Consider the following 20,880-nt stretch of genomic DNA (forward strand, 5'->3'; position numbering starts at 1 on the left):
ACCCCGCTGCGCAAGCGGTATGGGCCGCCGCGACGGCGCATCCCCCCGGGGCCGCGTCTGCGCGGCGGACCGGTTTCGAACGGGTCAGGCCGGCCGGTTCATCCTGCGCGACGCCCGGCGGGCCGCTGCCGCACGCCCGGCCAGGAGCGCGCTCGCATGGTGCCGGTGGCGGAACCGCACGCCATAGCCGGGTTATCCCCATGTCCCCCAACCGGTGCGGCGATCGGCGGATAGCGCCCTCAGCGGCGCGGGGCGAGCCAGGTTTCGGCGAGCTCGGTCCAGAGCGCGGCGCCCACGGGCAGGATATCGTCGTTGAAATCATAGGCCGGGTGGTGGAGCGAGGGGTCGTTCGGGGTGCGCGCCGTTCCGAGGAAGAAATACGCGCCCGGGCGCTCGGTGAGCATGTAGCCGAAATCCTCGCTGCCCATCAGCGGGCGCTCCATCTCCACCACCTTCTCCGGCCCGGCCAGCCGGGTGGCGAGATCGCGCACGAAGGCGGTTTCCGCGGCGTGGTTCACCGTGGGATCATAGCCGCGGGTGTAATCCACCAGGGCGCGGCAGCCGTAGGTTTCCGCCTGCAGCCGGGCGATGTCGCGCACGCGGGCCTCCAGCAGATCGCGCACCTCGGGCTCGAAGGAGCGGATGCTGAGCGCCAGTTCCACCCGGTCGGGGATCACGTTGCTCGCCCGCCCGCCGTTGAACGCGCCGACCGTGACCACCGCCGGGCTGAGCGGATGCAGGTTGCGCGAGACGATGCTCTGCAGCGCCATCACGATGGCCGCCCCGGCCACCACCGGGTCCGCCGTGTCCTCGGGCTGGGCGCCGTGGCCGCCGCGGCCCTGCACGGTGATGGTGCATTCATCCACCGCGGCCATGATCGGGCCCTCGCGCAGGGCCACCTGGCCGAAGGGCATGGCCGGGTCGTTGTGCAGGCCGAAGACCGCGTCGCAGGGGAAGCGCTCGAACAGCCCCTCCTCGATCATGATGCGCGCGCCGCCGTGGTTCTCCTCCGCCGGCTGGAAAATGAGGGTGAGCGTGCCGTCGAAATTGCGCCGCTCGGCGAGGCGCCGCGCGGCGCCCAGCAGCATGGTGGTATGGCCGTCATGGCCGCAGGCGTGCATGATGCCCGGGGTCTGGCTGGCCCAGTCGAGCCCGGTTTCCTCGGTGATCGGCAGGGCGTCGATATCCGCACGCAGGCCGAGCCGGCGGCCGGAGCTCCCCACCGTCAGCGTGGCGACCACGCCGGTGCGCGCGAGGCCGCGGTGCACCTCGTAGCCCATCTCCTCCAGCGCCCCGGCGACGAAGGCGGAGGTGCGGGTTTCCTCCAGCCCCAGCTCCGGCATGGCGTGCAGCCGCCGGCGGATGGCGGTGAGGTCGGGGAAGTCGTTGCGCAGGGCGGCGGAGACGGTCATGAGCGATCCGGATGGCAGGGGAGACGAGTCGGGCCAGTCTAGCCTGTCCGGGGGAGGAGAGGCGAGAGCCGGCGGAGAGCCACGGGCGCCCGCCTCCGCCTCGCAACGCCGGCGCCGCGCCCCGGAGGCGCGGCACCCGCGCCTCCGGTGGCGACTGCCGCCGGCGCACAGGCCGGGCACGGCGAGGGGCACCACCGGCGGGCATCACGGCCCGGGGGCGACACGGCGGGAGACCTGCGCTCCACGCGAGACCGGAAAGGGGGACCGGCACCCGCGGCACCCGCCGACCGATGCGCAGACCGGGCGGCGCGCAGGAGGGCGAGGGGGAAAGCGCCTCGGGGGGCATCGAGCCCCCGCTCGGCGCCGGCCACGCCGGTGGCGTGGCCCCTGGCGGAACCGGGGGGGCGACAGCGGGAAGCGGGATGCTCGGCAGGGAGGATGGGAGACCTGCACCTGCACCTGCACCTGCACCTGCACCTGCACCTGCACCTGCACCTGCACCTGCACCTGCACCTGCACCTGCACCTGCACCTGCACCTGCCGGTGCCCTTGTTCCTGCCCTGCCGGTGCCTCGGCTCCTGCACGTGCCGATGGTCCGGCTCATCGCCCTCCCCCTGCTCCGGCGCGCGGCTCTGCCCCTGCACCAACTCACGGCTCTGCCCCTGCACCAACTCACGGCCCTGCCCCTGCTCCAGCGCATGGCTCTGCTCCGGTTCCGGCCCCTGTTCCGCCTCCGGTGCGGGGCGGCTTGCCGGGCCCTGTCCGGGGCGTGTATGAGCCGGGAGGAAGCGGGGCGGGGGCCGCCCCGCGCGGAGCCGCGCCAGGCAGCGGGGCCGCAGGGGACGGATCAGGAGGGAGCGGGCGATGCGCTACGCGTCGATCACGAAACGCCTCGAGGGGCTCGGCTCGGGCAAATGGGCCGTCCATCGCGCCGGGCGCCGGCGCATGGCCGAGGGGCACGACGTGATCGAGCTCACCATCGGCGAGCCCGACATCGCCCCCGATCCGGGCCTGCTGCAGGCCTGCTCGGACGCGCTTTTCGCCGGGCGCATCCGCTACTCCGACGGCCGGGGCGAACCCGCGCTGCTGGACGCGCTGGCAGCCAAATACACCGCGCGGACCGGGCGCAACTTCACCCGGGGCAATTTCATGTGCTTCCCCGGAACGCAGACCGCGCTGTCAGTGGTGATGCAGGGACTGGTGGAGGCCGGCGACGAGGTGCTGGTGGGCGACCCCTACTACGCCACCTACGAGGGTGTGATCCGCGCCACCGGCGCCGCGGTCGTGCCCGTGCCGCTGCGCCCGGAGGCCGGGTTCCACCTCGACGCGCAGGACCTTGCCGCCGCCGTCACGCCGCGCAGCCGGGTGGTCCTGCTGAACTCGCCGCACAACCCCACCGGCGCCGTGCTCTCCGCCGCGCAGATCGCCGCGATCGGCGCGGTGGCCCGGGCGCACGACCTCTGGATCGTCTGCGACGAGGTCTACGAACTGCTGATCCACCACGGCACCTTCGCCTCGCCGCTCGACAACCCGGACCTCGCCGCGCGCAGCATCGCCGTGTCCTCGATCTCGAAATCCAACGCCGCGCCGGGGCTGCGCAGCGGCTGGGCGGCGGCGCCGGCGGAGGCGATCGACACGCTGCTGCCGGTGGCCGAGACCATGCTCTTCGGCAACCAGCCCTTCATCGCCGACGCCACCGCCCATGCGCTGACCAGCCCGGCGGGCATCTCCGGGCGCATGACCGCGAGCTACCGCGCCCGCGCCGACGCGGCGATCGAAATCCTCTCGGCCGGCCCGGGCCTGCGACCGCTCCGGCCCGAGGCCGGGATGTTCCTGTTCCTCGACATCCGCGGCACCGGCGTGGACGACGCGCGCTTCGCCACCGGGCTGATGGAGGCCGAGGATGTCTCGGTGATGCCCGGCACCGCCTTCGGCGCCGGCGGGGCGGGCTTCGTGCGCCTGAGCCTCACCGTGCCGGACGCGCGCCTGGCCGAGGCCTGTCGGCGCATCCTGCGCCACGCCGGGCGCTGCACCCCCGCGCGAACCGCGACACCCGCATCCGCCGGACGCGCCTGAGCCGCGACGCACCCGTCCGCCTCGCGGTCCCGCCTCACAGCGCCCGGAACCGCCTGCGCCCTGCGCCTGCCCGAGGAGTTCGAACGCTGCGCCCGCAAGGGCCGGACCCTTGGGGATGCGGCCCCGCCCCCGGGCCCCGCAGACGTGGCAAATCCGGGCTCGGCCGATGTCGGACAGGCCCGGGCGCCCGGGCGGCGGGTGGAACCCTCTCACTGCCCCGGCAGGCCGGAGCCGCGTGCCACTGCCCCGGCGCGCAGCCGGGCCACGCCGCGTCGCGGGCGGTCGCACGACCGGGTGCGCGCATCCCGGAACGTCAGGAGATGCCTGCAGGGCGCCGCCGCGCAACGGGGCTGCGCGCGACGGCTCCGGCGCGCATGCCAGCCCGGCCTTCGACGGAGCCTGCCTGACACCTGATTGTCCGGGCGGGCCTACGGCGGGCATCCGCCGGACAGGGCCAGTCTGCATGGTCTCCCGCACAGCGTTGCCGGACGTCGGACGGACAGGCCCGGGCATCGGGCGCAGCTTGAACGCTGCCCCGCCGGGCCCGACCGTGCGTCGGCACCCGCCCGCGCCGGCCAGGCACGCGGTCGGGCCCGGCGCGGGCGGCCGGTTGCCCTCGGGTCGGCGGGGAGTCAGACGATCTCGAAGGCGGTCGGGAAATGGCCCAGCAGCGTGCAGACGGCGCGGCGCTCATGCGCCTGGGCCGAGACGGTGGCCACCAGCCCCAGCCGCCGGTCTTCCCGCACGCCCTGCACCCGGGCGCCGAGCCCCGCCTCGGCCATCGCGGCGTCGAGCACCCGGGTGATCGCGCGCATGCGCAGCGCCGGCTTGAACACCTTGCCCACGGCGGTCTTGGGCATGTCGTCGAGGATCTCCACGTGCCGGGGCACCGCCGCGCGCTCCGGAATGCGGTTGCGGGCGAATTCGGTGAGATCGGCCGCGCCGAGATCCGCGCCCTTCACCAGTTCCACGTAGACGCAGGGCAGCTCGCCCGAGTGCCGGTCCGGCTGGCCCACCGCCCCGGCGAAGGCCACATCGGGGTGGCCGAGCAGGGCTTCCTCGATCAGCGCCGGGTCGATGTTGTGGCCGCCGCGGATGATCATGTCCTTGGCCCGGCCGGTGATCCAGAGATAGCCGTCCGCATCCAGGCGCCCCAGGTCGCCGGTGCGCAGCGCGCCATCGGCACAGAACAGCCGCGCGTTGCGGTCCGGGTCGCGGTAGCCGGGCGACACGCCGGGGCTGAGGATGCAGATCTCGCCGGCCTCGTCGGTCCTGCAGGGGCCGCGCTCGGTGCCCTCCGCATCGAAATTGCGCACGCTGATCTGCGTGTAGGGCATCGGCAGCCCCACGGAGCCGGCGCGGCGGTCGCCGAAGGCCGGGTTGCAGGCGACGAGGCAGGTGGCCTCGGTCATCCCGTAGCCCTCCAGCACCCGGATGCCGCAGGCCGCCTCGAAGCGGCGCAGCAGCTCCAGCGGCAAGGGCGCGGAGCCGCAGATGGCGTAGCGCAGACTGCTCACGTCCGCATCCACCCGCTGCTGCATCAGCGCGGAGACGGCCGTGGGCACGGTGATGAGGAAATCGGCCTGCCAGCGCGCCACGATCTGCCAGAAGTTCTCCATCACCCCCTTGCCGCGATAGCCCTGCGGCGTGGGCAGCACCATGTGCGCGCCGGAGAACAGCCCGCCCATCAGCACGGGGTAGACCGCGAAGACATGGAACAGCGGCAGCGGGCAGAGGATCACGTCCTGCTCGCTGAACAGCAGCTCCTTGCCGCACCAGCCGTTGTAGAGCATGCCCGAGGGCCGGTGCAGGGTGAGCTTCGGCTCTCCCGTCGTGCCCCCGGTGTGGAAGATGGCGCGCACCGCATCGTCCTCCGCCTCGGCAAAGCCGAGCGTGGTGGACTGCAGGTCCAGCTCGGTGGCGAAATCCAGCCGCTCGGGGCCGGATTCGCGGCTGCCCGTGTCCACCGGCGCCGGGCGCAGCAGCGGCAGCAGCCAGCGGGTGGGCAGTTCGAGATAGGGCGCGAGGTCGACCTCCAGGATGGTGCGCACCCCCGGGGCCAGCGCCACCGCCCGCGCCGCCTTCTCCGCCACGTCGGACTGCGGGAAGGGCGCGAGGGTCACCAGCACCCGCGCCCCGCTGTCGCGCAGGATCGAGCCGATGTGCTCGGGCGAGAGCAGCGGGTTCACCGGCACCGCCGTGCCCGCCGTCGTGCCCGCCAGGAAGGTGATCGCGGCCTCCGGGCAATTGGGCAGGAGATAGGCGACCGTGACCTCCTCGCCGTCACCGCCCAGGCTGTGGAACAGGTTCGCGGCGCGGGTCACCCGGTCACGCAGCTTGCGCCAGGTGAGGGTGCGGGCCAGGGCCCTGCGCCCGGATCGGAGCTGGAACGACAGCGCCGGGCGCTCTGCCCAGCGCGATGCGGTTTCGACGAGTTGCTGATAGACGGTCCGGGTCCGCCACCGGGCGGAGACGGACATCTCCGCCTCCACGGCCCGGACTTCCGCCAAGGTCGAGACCTTCCTCATGCGATCCTCCCCCGGGGCAGGCCTCTCGCCGGGCCGCCTCCGCACCACAGACTAACCCGAAGTGGCTGACATGCAACCTGTTTGCGGTTTCCCGCACCCGGCGCCGGCGGCGCCTGCGCCGGATCAGGAGACGGCGCGGCCATGTTGCGGCGCACTCAACCATGTGGCGAGCAGGATGGAGGCCAGTCCCGTCAGGCTGAGCGCCAGGACGCAGCCGATCAGCAGGTCGTTGCCCCCGATCCGCCAGAGCAGCGCTCCCGCGATCGGCGCCGCGGCGCCGGCGGCAAGCGCCGGCAGCGCGAGGGCCCCGACCACCGCGCCGAATCGGGCCTCGCCCATCACGTCGCGGGTGACCAGCGGCTTCATGATGCTCATCACGCCGATGCCGCTGCCCTGCAGCACCACGAACAGCGCCAGCAGCGCCGGTGCCCGGGCCGCGGCGAGCAGGCAGGCGGAGGCGAGGCTGAGCGCCATGAAGCAGCCCGCCGCCAGCACCCGGTTCGACGTGAGCCGCTCCGTGAGCATCATCAGCAGGCGCCCGGCCACCTGCATCGGCCCGATCATCGAGGCGGCCAGAACCGCGTCGGACAGCGGCACGCCGCGCTCCGCGAGCATGGGCAGCAGGTGGTTGATCACCATGCCATGGCCCAGCGTCATCGCGGAGAAGGCGGTCGCGAGCAGCCAGAACTCCGGCCGGCTCAGCATCGGGCGCGGCGGCCCCTGCACCGGGGCGCGCGTGCCCGGCGGCGGCGCGGCGGGGCCGGACGCGGCGATGCCGCGTGCGCCGCTCCAGGCCAGCGGCGCGGCAAGGCAGCACAGCGCCACCGCCGAGGCCAGCACCGCCGCGCGCCAGCCGAAGCTCTGCGCCAGGAAGGTTGCCGAGGGGAAGGCGAGCGTTCCGGCGAAGCCCGCCACCAGGGTGATCAGCGTGATCGGCCGCCGCGCCGCCGGCCCCCGCGCCCGGGTAACGATGGCAAAGCACGGATCGTAGAGGCAGAAACCCATCGCCGCCCCCGCCGCCACCCAGACGAGATAGAACCCGGTGAGCCCGTTCACCAGGGTGAGCGCCGCCATCGCCAGCCCCGCGACCAGTGCCCCGCCCCCCAGGAAGGCCGGGCCGTGGCCCCGGTCGATCATCCGCCCGGCCAGCGGCGAGCACAGCGCGCCCGTGGCCAGCGACAGGGTGAAGGCGCCGGTGAGGCCGGTCTTCGACCAGCCTTCCTCGGCGATCCAGGCGGTCAGCAGGGCGGGAAAGATGTAGTAGACGCCCGCGTAGAGCAGCGTCTCCGCGACGGCGAGTTTCAGGATCGCAGCCTCGATCGGCAGGCGTTTCAGCATCTCCCGGCGCTCCCTCGCCTCTGGTCGCCCGGCGGCGGACCGGCCCGGCGGGCCCCGGCCCCGCCCGGGTATCCGCGCCCCATGGGGAGCGCAGATCCGGGCGAAAGTACAGAGGTTTGTGGCGCCGGGTGCCCGGTTCCGGCCGAAGCGTCACGCCTCTGCAGCCCCTGCCTGCCGCCTGCGCCAATCCCGGTTCCCCCTGCCCCGGCGGTGCGATCCGCGAAGGCGCGGCGCACATCCCCGCAGGTGCGACGCATCTCCCCGCAGGTTCGGTCCACATCCCCACGGGTGCAGCGCACATCTCCGCAAGTGCGGCGCATCTCCACAAGTGCGGCGCGCGTCCCGAAGGTGTGGCGCACATTCGCGCGGGCGCGGCCCACATCCCGCGGGTTCGACGCATGTCCCGCAAGCCCGGCCCACATCCGTTCGCGTTGCCTGCGCTCCCGCGCGCCGCTCAGGGGTGGCCCGTCCCGGGCCCGGTGCCTTCGCCGTCCGCCTCGCCCGTGCCGGCCGGCACCAGGGCGCGGCGGTCGAAGGAGACGCTCTTGATCAGGGCGAACACCGCGCTGCCGGGCGTGAGCCCCAGGTCGGCCACCGAGGCGCGGGTGAGGCGCGCACGCAGGCGCACGCCGCCCACGGAGATGAGGATCTCGGCGAAGGCGGTCTGCGCCTCGGCGGCGATCTCCAGCACGGTGGCCTCGAGGATGTTGCGGATCGACACGCCCCGCGGCCGTTCCGTGGCCAGCGACACGTCGCGGGCGCGCACCCGCAGCCGCACCACGGTGCCCTCCGGCAGGTCCACCTCGGGCATTTCCAGCACCTGGCCGCCCACCTCCAGCCGGGTGAGGTTCCAGCCCCGGTCATGGCCGAGGATGCGGGCCTCCGCCACGGCGCCGGCCTCGAAGCGCCCGGTGGCCGGCGGCAGGTCGAGCCGGGCGAGCACGTCGTCCACCGGCCCCTCGGCGGTCTTGCGGCCGTCGGAGAGCACCACCATGCGGTCGGCGAGCTGGGTCACCTCGTCGATGGCATGGGTGACATAGATCACCGGCACGCCGAAGACCTCCGGCAGGCGGGCGATATGCGGCAGGATGCCGGCCTTGCGGCGCATGTCGAGGGCCGCGAGCGGCTCGTCCATCAGCATGAGGCGGGGCCGCGCCAGCAGGGTGCGCCCGATGGAGACCCGCTGCCGCTCGCCGCCCGAAAGCGCGCCGGTGCGCCGGGCCAGCAGCGGGCCGAGGTCGAGCGCGCTCACCACATCGTCGAAGCCGAAGGCCCGGCCGGGCACCGCGCGCGCCCGCCGCTCCGCGTAGCGCAGGTTCCCCGCCACGTCGAGATGCGGGAACAGCCTTGCCTCCTGGAACACGTAGCCCACCCCGCGCCGGTGCGGCGCCAGCCGGCGGCGGCCCTCCTGCCAGGCCTCCCCGCCGAAGCGCACGGAGCCTTCGGCCCCGGCGTCGAGCCCGGCAATCACCCGCAGCAGCGTGCTCTTGCCGCAGCCGCTGGGCCCGAACAGCGCCGTGATGCCGCCCAGCGGAAAGGCATGCGCCACCTCCAGGTGGAAGCCGGCGAAGCGGCGGCGGATGTCGATGGTCAGCATCCGCGCCCCCTCAGCCCCGGTGCCCGGGAAAGCGCCGGTTCATCGCGTAGACGAAGACCAGCACCAGGAAGGAGAACACCAGCAGCCCCGCCGAGAGCACATGCGCGGCCGCGTAGTCGATGGTCTCGACATGTTCATAGATGGCGATGGAGATGACCTTCGTGCGCCCGGGAATGCTGCCGCCGACCATCAGCACCACGCCGAACTCGCCGATCGTATGCGCGAAGGTGAGCACCGCCGCCGTGAGATAGCCGCGCAGCGCCATGGGCGACATCACGCTCACGAAGGCGTCGAACGGCGTGGCGCGCAGCATTGCCGCCGCCTCCATCGGGCCACGGCCGATGGTCTCGAAGGTCGCCTGCAGCGGCTGCACCGCGAAGGGCAGCGAGTAGAACACCGAGCCGATCACGATGCCGGCGAAGGAGAAGGTGAGCGTGGTGCCGGTGGCGTCCAGCCACAGCCGGCCCACGGGCCCGTTCGGGCTCAGCACCACCAGCAGGTAGAAGCCCAGCACCGTGGGCGGCAGCACCAGCGGCAGCGCCGTCACCGCCTCGACCAGCGGCTTCAGCCGCGAGCGCGTGCCCGCCAGCCACCAGGCCAGCGCCGTGCCCGCCACCAGCAGGATCGCCGTGGTGATGAAGGCCAGTCGCAGGCTGAGCCACAGCGGGCCGGCGTCGGGCAGGTCCATGCGTCACTCGACCGCGTAGCCGTAGGAGCGGATCACGTCCTGCGCCTGCGGGCTGCGCAGGAAGGCGAGGAAGCCTTCCGCGGCCGCGTTCCCCTCCCCCGCCTTCAGCAGAACCGCGTCCTGCCGGATCGGGGCATAGAGGTCCTGCGGCACCTCCCAGCGCGCCCCGCCGGCGGGGTTTTCCGGGTCCAGCAGCGCGGAGAGCGCCACGAAGCCCAGCTCCGCCGCGCCGCTGGCCACCATGGAGTGGGTCTGGCCGATGTTCTGGCCCATCACGATCTTGTCCTGCAGCCCGTCCCAGAGCCCCAGGCCCTGCAGGGCCTGTTTCGCGGCGGCGCCGTAGGGGGCGAGATCCGGGTTGGCGATCGCCACGTGCCGCAGCCCGGCATCGGTGAGTGCCGCCTTGCCGTCCGCGCCGATGCGCGTCTCGTCCGGGCTCCACAGCGCCAGCCGGCCCACCGCGTAGGTGAAGCGCTGGCCGGGCACGGTCTCGCCCGCCGCCTCCAGCTTCTCCGGCGTCGCCGCATCGGCGGAGAGCATCGCGTTGAAAGGCGCGCCCTCGCCGATCTGCGCGAAGAGCTTGCCGGTGGAGCCGATGGTGAGCGTCACCGTGTTGCCGCTCTCGCCGCCGTACACCTCCGAAAGCTCCTCCGCCACCCCGGCGAAATTCGCGGCGACGGCCACGAGCGCGGTCTCCGCGCGGGCAGGCAGGGCGGCGGCGAGCGCGACAAGCGCGGCGGCGGCGAGGGCTGAGAAGCGGGTCTGCATCACGGGCTCCATCTTGCGGTCGGGCGGCTTCAGGTCTGGCACCTTCAGGCCGGGCTTCTCCGGATCTGGCACCTTCGGGTCTGACATGCCAGGGTCCGGCATCTCCGGGTCCGGGCCATCCAGGCGTATCCTCCGCGCCCCGGCCGTCCCGGACATGTTCGATATGGCTGGGGAAACATAACGACGCCCCGGCGTGGGGTGCAACCGTTATTTCCCGCCGGACATATCGCCCAGCATCGCCTTCAGCTCCGCCACCTCGTCACGCGTGGCCTCCGCCGCCTTCTCCTGCAGCCGGCGGTAGAGGCCGAGCACCTTGCCGCCCAGGGGGGTGAGCTGCGCGCCGCCCCGGCTTGCCCCGCCCCGGCTGGTCTCCACCACCGGCGAGGCATATTCGGCATTCATCGCCTCCACCAGCGACCAGGCCCGCTTGTAGCTCATGCCCATGTCCTTGCCGGCGGCGGAGATCGACCCCGTCGCGGCAATGGCCTCCAGCAGATCCGCCTTGCCCGGCCCGATCATCGCCTCGGGGCCGAACACGAAGCGGATGCGCATGCCCGAACGCTTCTGTTCCCGTGTCATCCGCGCAAGATCCGCGTTTCGCGCGCCCGGCGCAAGGGCGCGCAGGCGTGGAGCCCGGACCGCCCGCCCGGGCGGCCCGGGCGACAGGAGGGTGTGGCCCGTGCCAGCGGGTCTCCGCCGGGTTCGCTTTCCGCTTGCCCTGAGGCTGCAACAATGCTTGTAGTATTGCATGATCACCGATACCGCCACCGCCGTGCCCGCTCTCGCCGCCCTCGCCCATGCCGACCGGCTGGCCGCGTGGCGCCTGCTCGTCACCGCCGGGCCGGAGGGGATGGCCAGCGGCGAGATCGCCCGCCGCCTCGCCATCGCCCCCACCCGGATGAGCTTCCACCTCGCCGCGCTGGAGCGTTCCGGCCTTGCCTGCCGCCACCGCGCCGGCCGCGAGATCCGCTACGCGGCGGATTACGACGCGATGCGCGACCTGCTCGGCTTCCTCACCCGGGACTGCTGCGCCGGGCATCCCGACATCTGCGCCGCCATCGCGCTGCCCGACTGCCCGCCGCCCTCCGACCGCCTGTCCCCGACCGACCTCGCCGCGCCGTCCGACGCCACGTCCACCTGCAACTGCACAACTCCCGTCGCCACACCCTCCGCCCCCATCCCGTCCGGGGCGCACCCGCCCTCCTCGGAGCAGGCCGCCCCGTCCGGCCACCCGTCTCGAGCCGGGGACGCCCGAACAAACGCCCGCGCGCCCGCGCCTGCCGGCTCCCCGTCCTCCGACGGACACCAGCCCGCGCCCCGCCGCGCGGGCCCGCGCGGCGACAGGCCCCTGCCGGGCCGCCCGCCTGCCACTGCCGGGGAGCCCTCCCGATGACTGACCTCCCCGCCCCCGTCGCCGGGCTCGGCCGCTTCGAGAAGGGGCTGTCGCTCTGGGTGGCGCTGGCGATCGCCGCCGGCATCGGCCTCGGGGCCCTCGCCCCCGGGGCCTTCGGCGCGCTGGCCGGGCTGGAATACGCCTCGGTGAACCTGCTCGTTGCGGTGCTGATCTGGGCGATGGTGTGGCCGATGATGCTCTCTGTGGACTTCGCCAGCCTGCGGGCCACCGCCCGGGCGCCGAAGGGCCTCGCGCTCACCCTCGTGGTGAACTGGCTGGTGAAACCCTTCACCATGGCCGGGCTGGGCGTGCTGTTCTTCCGGGGCATCTTCGCACCGCTGATCCCGCCGGCGGAGGCGGACGGCTACATCGCCGGGCTCATCCTCCTCGGTGCGGCGCCCTGCACCGCGATGGTCTTCGTCTGGTCGCAGCTGGTGCGCGGCGATGCCGCCTACACCCTGTTCCAGGTGTCGCTCAACGACGTGGTGATGGTCTTCGCCTTCGCGCCGATCGTCGCCCTGCTGCTGGGCCTCACCGACCTGTCGGTGCCCTGGGAAACCCTGCTCCTCTCGGTGCTGCTCTACATCCTGGTGCCGCTGGGCGCCGGTGCGGGGGTGCGGCTCCGGCTGGGCGGGGCGGGGGCTGAGGCGCTCGCCGCCCGGCTCAAACCGCTCTCCATCGCCGGGCTGCTCGGCACCGTCGTGCTGCTGTTCGGCTTCCAGGGCGAGGTGATCCTGGCCCGCCCGCTGATCATCCTGCTCATCGCCGTCCCGCTGCTGCTGCAATCCTGGGGTATCTTCCTGCTGGCCTTCTGGAGCGCGCGGCGGCTGGGCCTTCCCTTCGCCGTCGCCGCCCCCTGCGCGCTCATCGGCACGTCGAATTTCTTCGAACTGGCGGTGGCCGTGGCGGTCAGCCTGTTCGGCGTCACCTCGGGCGCCGCCCTCGCCACCGTGGTCGGGGTGCTGGTGGAGGTGCCGGTGATGCTGTCGCTCGTCGCCTACGCCAACCGCCGCCGCGCCCTCTTTTCCGAAAGCCTCCCCCGATGATCCCCGACCTCACCGACCTGCCCCGGCTCGACCCCGCCCTGCTGCGCCCGATCCGCGCCGCGGACTGGGCCCGCCCCGGAGACCCGGGCCACCCCCCGCGCATCCTGCTGCTCACCGGGTCGCTGCGCGAACGCTCCTACTCCCGGCTGCTGGGGTTCGAGGCGGCCCGGCTGATCGCCCGCATGGGCGGCGAGGTCCGCCATTTCGACCCCACGGGCCTGCCCCTGCCGGACGGGGCGCCGGAGGATCACCCGAAGGTCGCCGAGCTGCGCGCCCTCGCGCTCTGGTCCGAGGGCATGGTCTGGGTCTCCCCCGAGCGCCACGGCGCGATGACCGCGGTGATGAAGGCGCAGATCGACTGGCTGCCGCTGTCGATGGGCGGCCTGCGCCCCACCCAGGGCCGCACCCTGGCGCTGGCCCAGGTCTCCGGCGGCTCGCAGAGCTTCAACGCGCTCAACCAGATGCGCGTGCTCGGGCGCTGGATGCGGATGGTCACCATCCCGAACCAGTCCTCCGTGCCCCGCGCCTGGACCGAGTTCGACGAGGCCGGCCGCATGAAGGACGGCCCGCTCTACTGGCGGCTGGTGGACGTGGCCGAGGAACTGATGCGCTTCACCCTGCTCACCCGCGGCCGGCCGGAGCTGACCGACCGCTACTCCGAGCGCCGCGAAAGCGCGGACCAGCTCTCGGCCCGGGTGAACCAGGCCGGAATCTGACGGGCCTCACCCTGGCCCGGAGCCTCCCCCGCCCTCGCACCCCCGGAGCATCAACGCATCTCCGGACCGCGCCGCGCGGCAACCGCGCCGCCCTCCGGGCGTCCCTCCCCCAGCCCTGCGCCCATCCGCAGGGTGCCCGGGCCCGCGCCCCCCGTGTGCCGGACAGCACCCAGCGCGTGCACCAGCACCCGCTGCGGTGCTCGGCGTCCGCGCTCGATTGCCCGCCGGAACCGCCCCGCGCCGTCGCGGCAAGCGGTGGTCCGGCCCTGCTGACGGCGTCACGTCGCACAGCCGCACGCAGCGCGGGGTTTTGCCTCCGGGCGTGCGTGCACCCCCTGCGCGCCGCCGCAGCCCTCCCGCCGCAGCCCTCCCGCCGCAGCCCTCCCGCGGCCGGCTCCGCGTCCCGCCCGGACGGCGCGGGGCGGGTGGGTGGGAGCGACGGCCGGGCGGGGCGCGGAGCCGGCTTTCCGGGCACGGGATGCCCGCGCGCGGTCCGATTCGCGGTTGACTTTCGCAGTGCAACAAGGAAGGGATGGGGCTGAATCTGGACCCGTCCTCGCACGGGTGGCTATGCCGGGCGCCTATCCCTCGGCCAATCCGCTGACGCACCGGGCAATTTCCCGCCTGCCTTTCCGCCGCGGTGCTCCTTCCGAACGAACCGACATGACCCGACACGATTGAGAAACCGTGCCAGATCCTGCCGCCGTCGCTGCGGAAGGCAGGTGCCCCGCACGGTTTCCGATCCTGCTGAAAGACGGAACCGACATGAGCTTCACTGCCACGTTGAAACGTGACTGGCTGGGCAATGTGCGCAACGACATCCTCGCCGGGGTGGTCGTGGCGCTGGCCCTGATCCCGGAGGCGATCGCCTTCTCCATCATCGCGGGAGTGGACCCCAGGGTCGGCCTCTTCGCCTCCTTCTCCATCGCGGTGATCATCTCCTTCACCGGCGGCCGGCCGGGCATGATCTCCGCCGCCACCGCCGCCACGGCGGTGCTGATGGGCACGCTGGTGCGCGAGCACGGGCTGGAGTACCTGCTGGCCGCCACCGTGCTCGCCGGCATCCTGCAGATGCTCGCCGGGGTGTTCCGCCTCGCCGACGTGATGCGCTTCGTCTCGCGCTCGGTGATGACCGGCTTCGTGAACGCCCTCGCCATCCTCATCTTCATGGCCCAGCTGCCCGAGCTCACCGGCGTGCCGCCGCTCACCTACGTGCTGGTGGCCGCCGGCCTCGCGATCATCTACCTCGTGCCGCGGGTGTTCACCGCGGTGCCGTCGCCGCTCATCTGCATCATCGTGATCACCGCGCTCTCGATGTCCTTCGGCTGGGACCTGCGCACCGTGGGCGACATGGGCGCGCTGCCCGACGCGCTGCCCGTCATCGCCTTCCCCGACGTGCCGCTCACCTTCGGGACGCTGCTGATCATCCTGCCCTATTCGGCCGGCGTGGCGGCGGTGGGCCTGCTCGAATCGCTGATGACCGCCCAGCTCGTCGACGAGCTCACCGACACCCCCTCCGACAAGAACCGCGAATGCGTGGGCCAGGGCATCGCGAACTTCTTCACCGCCTTCATCGGCGGCATGGCCGGCTGCGCCATGATCGGCCAGTCGATGATCAACGTGAAATCCGGCGGGCGGGGGCGGCTGTCGACCTTCGTGGCCGGCGTGTTCCTGCTGTTCCTCATCCTCGTGCTGGGAGGCCTGGTGGCCCGCATCCCGATGGCCGCCCTGGTGGCGATCATGATCATGGTCTCCGTCGGCACCTTCTCCTGGTCCTCGATCCGGGATCTCAGGACACATCCGCGCTCCTCCTCGATGGTGATGCTCACCGTGGTGGTGCTGGTGGTGTTCACCCACAACCTGGCCATCGGCGTGCTGGCGGGGGTGCTGCTCTCCGGCATCTTCTTCGCCGCCAAGATCGCGCAGATCTTCAGCGTCACCTCCACCCTCTCGGCGGACGGGCGCGAGCGGGTCTACACCGTGCGCGGCCAGCTGTTCTTCGCCTCGGTGGACCGATTCGCCGCCGCCTTCGACTTCCGCTCCGCCCCGGACCGCGTGGTGATCGACGTGAGCGAGGCGCATATCTGGGACATCTCCAGCGTTGCGGCCATCGACATGGTCGTGCTGAAGTTCCGCCGCGAAGGCGCCGACGTGACCCTCAGGGGCATGAATGCGGCGTCGGAGACCATCGTCGACCGGCTCGCCCTGCATGACAAGCCCGGCGCGATGGACCAGTTGACGGGGCATTGAGGCCATGACGGCGCAGACCGTCCGCGCCGCCGCGCCCCGAAGGGAGGAAGACATGGACAAGATCGCCGCCTTCATCGACGGCTCCGCCTATGGCGAGAGCGTCTGCGACCACGCCGCCTGGATCGCCGGGGCGACCGGTGCCGCGGTGGACCTCGTGCACGTGCTGGGCCGCCGCGAGGCCGCCAGCACCCCCGCCGATCTCAGCGGCAACCTGCGCCTGGGCGCGCGCAGCGCGCTGCTGGAGGAGCTGGCCCGGCATGACGAGGCCCGCGCCCGGCTGGCCCGCGCCCGCGGCCATGCCATCCTGGAGGACGCCCGCACCCGGCTCGCCGCCGCCGGCGTGACCGCGGGCCAGGAGGTGCTGCGCTCCGGCGACATCGTCGAGACGGTGACGGAGATCGCCGGCGCCAGCGGCCTGGTGGTGATCGGCAAGCGCGGCGAGGGCGCCGATTTCGCGAAGGGCCACCTCGGCTCCAACCTGGAGCGCATCCTGCGCGAGGCCACGCGGCCGGTGCTGGTGGCCTCGCGGGCCTTCTCGCAGGTGCGGAGCGTGCTCATCGCCCATGACGGCGGCGCGAGCGCGGAGAAGGCGGTGGCCTTCCTCGCCGCCAACGCGCCCTTCGCCAGACTCGCCTGCCACCTGCTCAGCGCGGGGCGCGAGACGCCGGAGCTGCGCGCCCGGCTGGACGCCGCCGCCGCCCGCCTCTCCGCCGCCGGGGCCGCCGTGACCGCCGAGATCCGCGAGGGCGAGCCGGAGCAGCTGATCGCCGAGACCGTGGCCAGCCGCGACATCGGCCTGCTGGCCATGGGCGCCTACGGGCACAGCCGCATCCGCAGCCTGATCATCGGCTCCACCACCACCGAGATGGTGCGGTCCTGCAAGGTGCCGGTGATCCTGTTCCGATAAGCCGCCGCGCAGCGGTGCCGGCCCGGGCCGGCAGGGGCCTTCGTGCTCCCGCCGCCCCCGAGGGCAAGCTCTGTCATCCCCCCGGGGCCAAGCCCCGTCACTCCCTGGGGGCAAGCCTCGTCACCCCGCCGGGGGCAAGCCCCGCCACTCCCCGGGGGCAAGCCCCGTCACTCCCGGGGGCAAGCCCAGTCACTCCCCGAGGGCAAGCCCAATCTCCCCGGCGGGGGGCAGTCCCTGTCGCCCCGCCCAGGACAGACCCTGTCACCCCGCCCGCGCCCGGGGCCCGGCCGCTGGCGCGGGCGCACCGGGCTCTCCGGCCGGGCCGGCCCGCAGGGTTCGGCCACCCTCTCCCGTGGCGAGGTGCGTGGCTTCCCGGCATCCGCGACCATCCTGCCGGAGCGGAAGGCCGCACCTGCGGCTTGCCCGCGAAGAAGCGTCTCTCCGGTGCGCCATTGCCCGGCTTCCCCGACCGGACGGGCGGCCCCCGTCCCCCCCCGGTTCCCTGGCTGCGCGGCGGAGACCGGCACCTCCCGACGGCCGCCCGGCCTGCCCGGCGTCACCAGGCGGCGCGCAGCCCGCGCGCACTCGCGCGCCATTGATGCGCAGAGATAGACAATCTGTGGAGCATTGGAGCAATAGACTTCGTTTCAGAACCTATTATCTCTCCCAGCAGTCGGAACCGGCGCCCGGCGCGCCGAACAAGGAATGCCAAGATGACCAAGGTCCTCGTGCTCTATTACTCCTCCTACGGCCACATCGAGACGATGGCCGAAGCCGTTGCCGAAGGCGTCCGCTCCACCGGTGCGGAAGCCGTGGTGAAGCGCGTTCCGGAAACCGTTCCGGAAGAGATCGCCAAGGGCGCCCATTTCAAGCTCGACCAGGCCGCGCCCGTCGCCACCGTGGCGGAACTGCCCGAGTATGACGCCATCATCTTCGGCACGCCGACCCGCTTCGGCAACATGGCGTCGCAGATGAAGAGCTTCCTCGATTCCGCTGGCGGCCTCTGGGCATCCGGCGCGCTGGTCGGCAAGGCCGGCGGCGTGTTCACCTCCACCGCCACCCAGCACGGCGGCCAGGAATCCACCCTGCTCTCCTTCCACACCGTGCTGCTGCACTTCGGTTTCGTGATCGCCGGCCTGCCCTACGCCTTCCAGGGCCAGATGGGCGTGGACGAGATCAAGGGCGGCTCGCCCTACGGTGCGACCACCATCGCCGACGGCGACGGCTCCCGCCAGCCCAGCGCCGTGGAGCTGGACGGTGCGAAGTTCCAGGGCGCGCACATCGCCGGAATCGCCGCGAAGCTCTCCGCCTGATCCCGCCTCGTCCGGAGCCGCAAGGCTGCGGACAGCGAAAGGGCCGCTCCCGGGAAACCGGCAGCGGCCCTGTTCGTGTTCCGGGGCCTGTCCAGCTCTCCCGGGGGCGGTTCAGCCGCTCCGGAACCTGTCAGGCTGTCCCGGGGCCCGTTCAGCGACCGCGCGGCGGGCCTTTCGGGCCGGAGCGGCCGGAGGGCGCGGGGCCGTTGCGCCCCCGCGGGCCCTTGTCCGGGCCGCCGCGTCCTGCCTGCGGCTTGCCAGCGGGCGCGCCGCGTCCGACAGGCGCCTTGTCTCCGGCCGTGCCGCGTCCCGCCGGCGCCTTGTCACCGGCCGTGCCGCGACCGGCAGGGGCCTTGCCGCTGGCGGCCCCCCGCCCTGCCGACGGCTTCCCGGCGGGCGCACCACGACCCGACGGCGCCTTCTCCGCCGCTGCCCGGGCCGGGCCGGGCTGTCCGCCCGGGCCGCTCCTGCCGGAGGGGGCAGGTTTGGACGGCGCGCCGGTCCGGCGCAGCGCCCCGGTGCCGCCGGGGCCGGAGGGGTCCGCCGCCCGCCCGCGCGGCTTCGCCTTCGCCCGCCCGCCGGGGGCGGCGACCGGCGCCTCCTCGAGGATCTCGCCCTTCAGGCCGAGCTGGTCGCGCAGCACCTTCGGGCGCACTTCCTCGACCGCGCCATCGGCGAGATCGCCCAGCATGAAGGGCCCGTAGGAAATGCGGATCAGCCGGTTCACGTCGAGCCCGACCTCCGCCAGCGCGCGGCGGATCTCGCGGTTGCGGCCCTCGCGCAGCCCGAGGGTGAGCCAGACGTTGGCGCCCTGCTGGCGGTCGATGACCACCTGCATGGGCTGGAAGCGCTCGCCGTCCACGGTGATGCCCTTGCGCAGCGGCTCGAGCAGCTCCTCCGACGGATAGCCCTTCGCGCGCACCCGGTACTTGCGCAGCCAGCCGGTGGAGGGCAGCTCCAGCCTGCGCTTCAGCTCGCCGTCATTGGTGAGCAGCAGCAGCCCCTCGGAATTGATGTCGAGCCGGCCGACCGACACCACCCGCGGCATGTCCTCGGGCAGGTGGTCGAAGACGGTCTCGCGGCCCTTCTCGTCGGAGGCGGAGGTGACCAGCCCGAGCGGCTTGTAGTAGCGCCACATCCGGGTGGGCTCGGCCGCGGCGACGGGCTTGCCGTCGACCTCGATACGGTCGCGCGCCGTCACGTTCAGGGCGGGAGAATCGATCTCCTTGCCGTTCACGCGCACGCGCCCGGCCTCGATCATGCGTTCGGCCTCGCGGCGCGAGGCGAGGCCCGCGCGCGCAAGACGCTTGGCGATGCGCTCGCCCTCTGGTGTCTGGTCGCTCATCCTCAGCGCATACACCCGGCAAGCGCCTCCCGGCAAGGGCCGGAAAGCGCTTGCCGGGGCCGGAGCCTGCCGCCAGATTGCCCGCATGGACCAGATGACCACGCCCCGCCTGCACGGCCGCCCCTGCCAGACCGACGACCAGGCCCATGTCAGGGCGCTGTTCGGCGCCGAGGAGATCCGCCGCTGGGCCTCTCCGCCCGGCCTGGTCTGGAGCCCGGAGCGCTATGCGCTCATCACCCTGCGGCTGGCGGCGCACTGGGCCGCGCATGGCTGGGGGCCGCGGATGTGGTTCGCGGGCGGCGCGCTGGTGGGGATCGCCGGGCTGCAGTTCGCGGTGCTGGACGGGTTGCCGGCGGTGGAGATCGCCTTCGCCGTGCTCCCCGCCCTCCAGCGCCGCGGCTTCGCCACGGAGATGATCGCCGCCACGCTGGTCGAGGCGCGCGGCATCGCCCGGCGCGTGGACGCGGCGGTTCTGGAGGACAACGCGGTCTCGCGCCTGTTGCTCGCCCGCCAGGGGTTCCACGAGGCCGGCTGCGTGGTCGAGGACGGCCGGCGCCTCCTGCTGCTCCGGCGGGGCGCTGCGTGAGCCGGCCCGGCCTGATGGCCCTCGCGCTGGAGGAGGCCCGTGCCGCCGCGGCGCGCGGGGAGACCCCGGTGGGCGCCGTGCTCTCCGACCCCGCCACCGGCGCCATCCTCGCGCGGGACGGGAACCGGGTGCGCGAGCGCTCCGACCCCACCGCCCACGCGGAAATCCTGGTGATCCGCGCCGCCTGCGCCGCGCGCGGCTCCGAGCGCCTGCCCGGGCTCGACCTGCACGTGACGCTGGAGCCCTGCCCGCTCTGCGCCGCGGCCATCGGGGCCGCGCGCATCGCCCGGCTCTACTACGGAGCATCGGACCCGAAGTCCGGCGGCGTGGAACAGGGCCCGCGGGTGTTCTCCCACCCACAGTGTCACCACCGGCCCGACATCTACCCCGGCATTGCCGAGGCCGAGAGCGCCGCACTGCTGCGCGCCTTCTTCGCCGCACGTCGCGGATAGCCGCCGCGCACGCCGACACGCTCCCCGCCTTCGCGCCACCACGCCCCCGCGCATGCTCCGCGCATCCCGGCCCCATGCGTCCCGGAACGCGTGCGCCGCGCGGCAGCCGGGCGTTTCATCGCCCGGCCCGCCCCGCGTCAGCCCCGCAATGCCCCTCTGGCTCGCCCTGCCCGGCGTCACCCTCGCCATACCTCCCCGCTCACCCGGCCCGGCGTCGCCTCTGCCATGCCTCCTCGCTCGCCCTGCTCCGCGTCACCCCCACCATACATCCTCGCGCGCCCTGCTCCGCGTGCCACCCCCGCCATACCTCCTCGCGCGCTCTGCTGCGCGTGCCTCCCCGTCATACCTCCTCGCGCGCTCTGCTCCGCCTCAGCCCCGCAATGCCCCCCTCGCTCGCCCTGCCCGCGGCGCCCCCGCAACTCTCTCTCGCCTGCCCTGTCCCGCTGCCCGGCGCGCCCGCAGGCG

17 protein-coding genes and 1 other annotated feature are annotated in these 20,880 nt (G+C 73.4%); of the genes, 9 read left to right on the top strand and 8 right to left on the bottom strand.

Annotated features, from left to right (window positions below):
• Window positions 1-239 precede the first annotated feature (239 nt).
• Window positions 240-1,412, bottom strand: coding sequence for a M20 aminoacylase family protein (locus FDP22_RS01905; protein WP_138576715.1), 1,173 nt, complete (start codon window positions 1,410-1,412; stop codon window positions 240-242).
• Between the two features lie 864 nt (window positions 1,413-2,276).
• Here FDP22_RS01905 and FDP22_RS01915 point away from each other — a divergent pair.
• The gene (locus tag FDP22_RS01915) at window positions 2,277-3,488 is read left to right on the top strand and encodes a pyridoxal phosphate-dependent aminotransferase (protein WP_138576713.1); all 1,212 of its coding nucleotides are present in this window, start codon (window positions 2,277-2,279) and stop codon (window positions 3,486-3,488) included.
• 632 nt (window positions 3,489-4,120) lie between these two features.
• On the opposite strand, the gene FDP22_RS01920 is transcribed toward FDP22_RS01915, so the two are convergent.
• The 6 genes from FDP22_RS01920 to FDP22_RS01945 all read right to left on the bottom strand — a co-directional run bounded on the left by FDP22_RS01920 (window position 4,121) and on the right by FDP22_RS01945 (window position 10,986).
• On the bottom strand, window positions 4,121-6,016 hold the full coding sequence (locus tag FDP22_RS01920) for an acyl-CoA synthetase (protein WP_138576711.1): 1,896 nt from the start codon (window positions 6,014-6,016) through the stop codon (window positions 4,121-4,123).
• A gap of 123 nt (window positions 6,017-6,139) precedes the next feature.
• Window positions 6,140-7,354, bottom strand: coding sequence for an MFS transporter (locus FDP22_RS01925; protein WP_205910830.1), 1,215 nt, complete (start codon window positions 7,352-7,354; stop codon window positions 6,140-6,142).
• Between the two features lie 454 nt (window positions 7,355-7,808).
• Window positions 7,809-8,951, bottom strand: coding sequence for a molybdenum ABC transporter ATP-binding protein (gene modC / locus FDP22_RS01930; protein ID WP_138576709.1), 1,143 nt, complete (start codon window positions 8,949-8,951; stop codon window positions 7,809-7,811).
• Between the two features lie 10 nt (window positions 8,952-8,961).
• The gene (gene modB / locus FDP22_RS01935; protein ID WP_138576707.1) at window positions 8,962-9,639 is read right to left on the bottom strand and encodes a molybdate ABC transporter permease subunit; all 678 of its coding nucleotides are present in this window, start codon (window positions 9,637-9,639) and stop codon (window positions 8,962-8,964) included.
• Window positions 9,640-9,642: 3 nt separating this feature from the next.
• Window positions 9,643-10,494 (bottom strand): molybdate ABC transporter substrate-binding protein, encoded by an 852-nt coding sequence (gene modA, locus FDP22_RS01940; protein WP_239031845.1) that lies wholly within the window; start codon window positions 10,492-10,494, stop codon window positions 9,643-9,645.
• 120 nt (window positions 10,495-10,614) lie between these two features.
• Window positions 10,615-10,986, bottom strand: coding sequence for a winged helix-turn-helix domain-containing protein (locus FDP22_RS01945; RefSeq protein ID WP_138576705.1), 372 nt, complete (start codon window positions 10,984-10,986; stop codon window positions 10,615-10,617).
• A 169-nt stretch (window positions 10,987-11,155) separates the two neighbouring features.
• On the opposite strand from FDP22_RS01945, the gene FDP22_RS25110 reads away from it, so the two are divergent.
• The 6 genes from FDP22_RS25110 to wrbA all read left to right on the top strand — a co-directional run bounded on the left by FDP22_RS25110 (window position 11,156) and on the right by wrbA (window position 18,032).
• Window positions 11,156-11,800 (top strand): ArsR/SmtB family transcription factor, encoded by a 645-nt coding sequence (locus tag FDP22_RS25110; RefSeq protein WP_138576703.1) that lies wholly within the window; start codon window positions 11,156-11,158, stop codon window positions 11,798-11,800.
• Window positions 11,797-12,846, top strand: coding sequence for an ACR3 family arsenite efflux transporter (arsB, locus tag FDP22_RS01955; RefSeq protein WP_138576701.1), 1,050 nt, complete (start codon window positions 11,797-11,799; stop codon window positions 12,844-12,846). Before FDP22_RS25110 ends, arsB begins: the two co-directional genes overlap by 4 nt.
• Window positions 12,843-13,562: an arsenical resistance protein ArsH gene (arsH, locus tag FDP22_RS01960; RefSeq protein WP_138576699.1), complete on the top strand. Its 720-nt coding sequence runs from the start codon at window positions 12,843-12,845 to the stop codon at window positions 13,560-13,562. The genes arsB and arsH overlap by 4 nt, the downstream gene beginning before the upstream one ends.
• 543 nt (window positions 13,563-14,105) lie before the next feature.
• Window positions 14,106-14,160 (top strand) — a sequence feature (sul1 is cis-regulatory element that is thought to sense ions involved in sulfur or methionine metabolism; They are found in Alphaproteobacteria).
• A 167-nt stretch (window positions 14,161-14,327) separates the two neighbouring features.
• A complete protein-coding gene (locus FDP22_RS01965; protein WP_138576697.1) occupies window positions 14,328-15,812 on the top strand; it encodes a SulP family inorganic anion transporter in 1,485 nt (494 codons plus the stop codon).
• A gap of 52 nt (window positions 15,813-15,864) precedes the next feature.
• Window positions 15,865-16,719 carry a universal stress protein gene (locus FDP22_RS01970; protein ID WP_138576695.1) on the top strand — a complete coding sequence of 285 codons (855 nt, stop codon included), beginning with the start codon at window positions 15,865-15,867 and terminating at the stop codon, window positions 16,717-16,719.
• Window positions 16,720-17,432: 713 nt separating this feature from the next.
• A complete protein-coding gene (gene wrbA, locus FDP22_RS01975) occupies window positions 17,433-18,032 on the top strand; it encodes an NAD(P)H:quinone oxidoreductase (protein WP_138576693.1) in 600 nt (199 codons plus the stop codon).
• Between the two features lie 151 nt (window positions 18,033-18,183).
• Here wrbA and FDP22_RS01980 read toward each other — a convergent pair whose 3' ends face one another.
• Window positions 18,184-19,377: a pseudouridine synthase gene (locus FDP22_RS01980; protein WP_138576691.1), complete on the bottom strand. Its 1,194-nt coding sequence runs from the start codon at window positions 19,375-19,377 to the stop codon at window positions 18,184-18,186.
• 85 nt (window positions 19,378-19,462) lie between these two features.
• Here FDP22_RS01980 and FDP22_RS01985 point away from each other — a divergent pair, with 85 nt between their 5' ends.
• Both FDP22_RS01985 and FDP22_RS01990 read left to right on the top strand, forming a co-directional pair.
• On the top strand, window positions 19,463-19,963 hold the full coding sequence (locus FDP22_RS01985; RefSeq protein ID WP_170317553.1) for a GNAT family N-acetyltransferase: 501 nt from the start codon (window positions 19,463-19,465) through the stop codon (window positions 19,961-19,963).
• Between the two features lie 14 nt (window positions 19,964-19,977).
• Window positions 19,978-20,415 carry a nucleoside deaminase gene (locus tag FDP22_RS01990; RefSeq protein WP_138576779.1) on the top strand — a complete coding sequence of 146 codons (438 nt, stop codon included), beginning with the start codon at window positions 19,978-19,980 and terminating at the stop codon, window positions 20,413-20,415.
• Window positions 20,416-20,880 lie beyond the last annotated feature (465 nt).

The sequence above is a fragment of the Paroceanicella profunda genome, assembly GCF_005887635.2.
Taxonomy (GTDB): Bacteria; Pseudomonadota; Alphaproteobacteria; order Rhodobacterales; family Rhodobacteraceae; genus Paroceanicella; species Paroceanicella profunda.

Bases quoted from the DNA above. Each gene is read 5' to 3' on its own strand.
- FDP22_RS01905 (WP_138576715.1), bottom strand. From the start codon at position 1,412: ATGACCGTCTCCGCCGCCCTGCGCAACGACTTCCCCGACCTCACCGCC.
- FDP22_RS25110 (WP_138576703.1), top strand. From the start codon at position 11,156: ATGATCACCGATACCGCCACCGCCGTGCCCGCTCTCGCCGCCCTCGCC.
- modB (WP_138576707.1), bottom strand. From the start codon at position 9,639: ATGGACCTGCCCGACGCCGGCCCGCTGTGGCTCAGCCTGCGACTGGCC.
- FDP22_RS01990 (WP_138576779.1), top strand. From the start codon at position 19,978: ATGGCCCTCGCGCTGGAGGAGGCCCGTGCCGCCGCGGCGCGCGGGGAG.
- FDP22_RS01985 (WP_170317553.1), top strand. From the start codon at position 19,463: ATGGACCAGATGACCACGCCCCGCCTGCACGGCCGCCCCTGCCAGACC.
- arsB (WP_138576701.1), top strand. From the start codon at position 11,797: ATGACTGACCTCCCCGCCCCCGTCGCCGGGCTCGGCCGCTTCGAGAAG.
- wrbA (WP_138576693.1), top strand. From the start codon at position 17,433: ATGACCAAGGTCCTCGTGCTCTATTACTCCTCCTACGGCCACATCGAG.
- FDP22_RS01965 (WP_138576697.1), top strand. From the start codon at position 14,328: ATGAGCTTCACTGCCACGTTGAAACGTGACTGGCTGGGCAATGTGCGC.
- FDP22_RS01915 (WP_138576713.1), top strand. From the start codon at position 2,277: ATGCGCTACGCGTCGATCACGAAACGCCTCGAGGGGCTCGGCTCGGGC.
- FDP22_RS01920 (WP_138576711.1), bottom strand. From the start codon at position 6,016: ATGAGGAAGGTCTCGACCTTGGCGGAAGTCCGGGCCGTGGAGGCGGAG.
- modC (WP_138576709.1), bottom strand. From the start codon at position 8,951: ATGCTGACCATCGACATCCGCCGCCGCTTCGCCGGCTTCCACCTGGAG.
- FDP22_RS01980 (WP_138576691.1), bottom strand. From the start codon at position 19,377: ATGAGCGACCAGACACCAGAGGGCGAGCGCATCGCCAAGCGTCTTGCG.
- modA (WP_239031845.1), bottom strand. From the start codon at position 10,494: ATGTCAGACCCGAAGGTGCCAGATCCGGAGAAGCCCGGCCTGAAGGTG.
- arsH (WP_138576699.1), top strand. From the start codon at position 12,843: ATGATCCCCGACCTCACCGACCTGCCCCGGCTCGACCCCGCCCTGCTG.
- FDP22_RS01925 (WP_205910830.1), bottom strand. From the start codon at position 7,354: ATGCTGAAACGCCTGCCGATCGAGGCTGCGATCCTGAAACTCGCCGTC.
- FDP22_RS01945 (WP_138576705.1), bottom strand. From the start codon at position 10,986: ATGACACGGGAACAGAAGCGTTCGGGCATGCGCATCCGCTTCGTGTTC.
- FDP22_RS01970 (WP_138576695.1), top strand. From the start codon at position 15,865: ATGGACAAGATCGCCGCCTTCATCGACGGCTCCGCCTATGGCGAGAGC.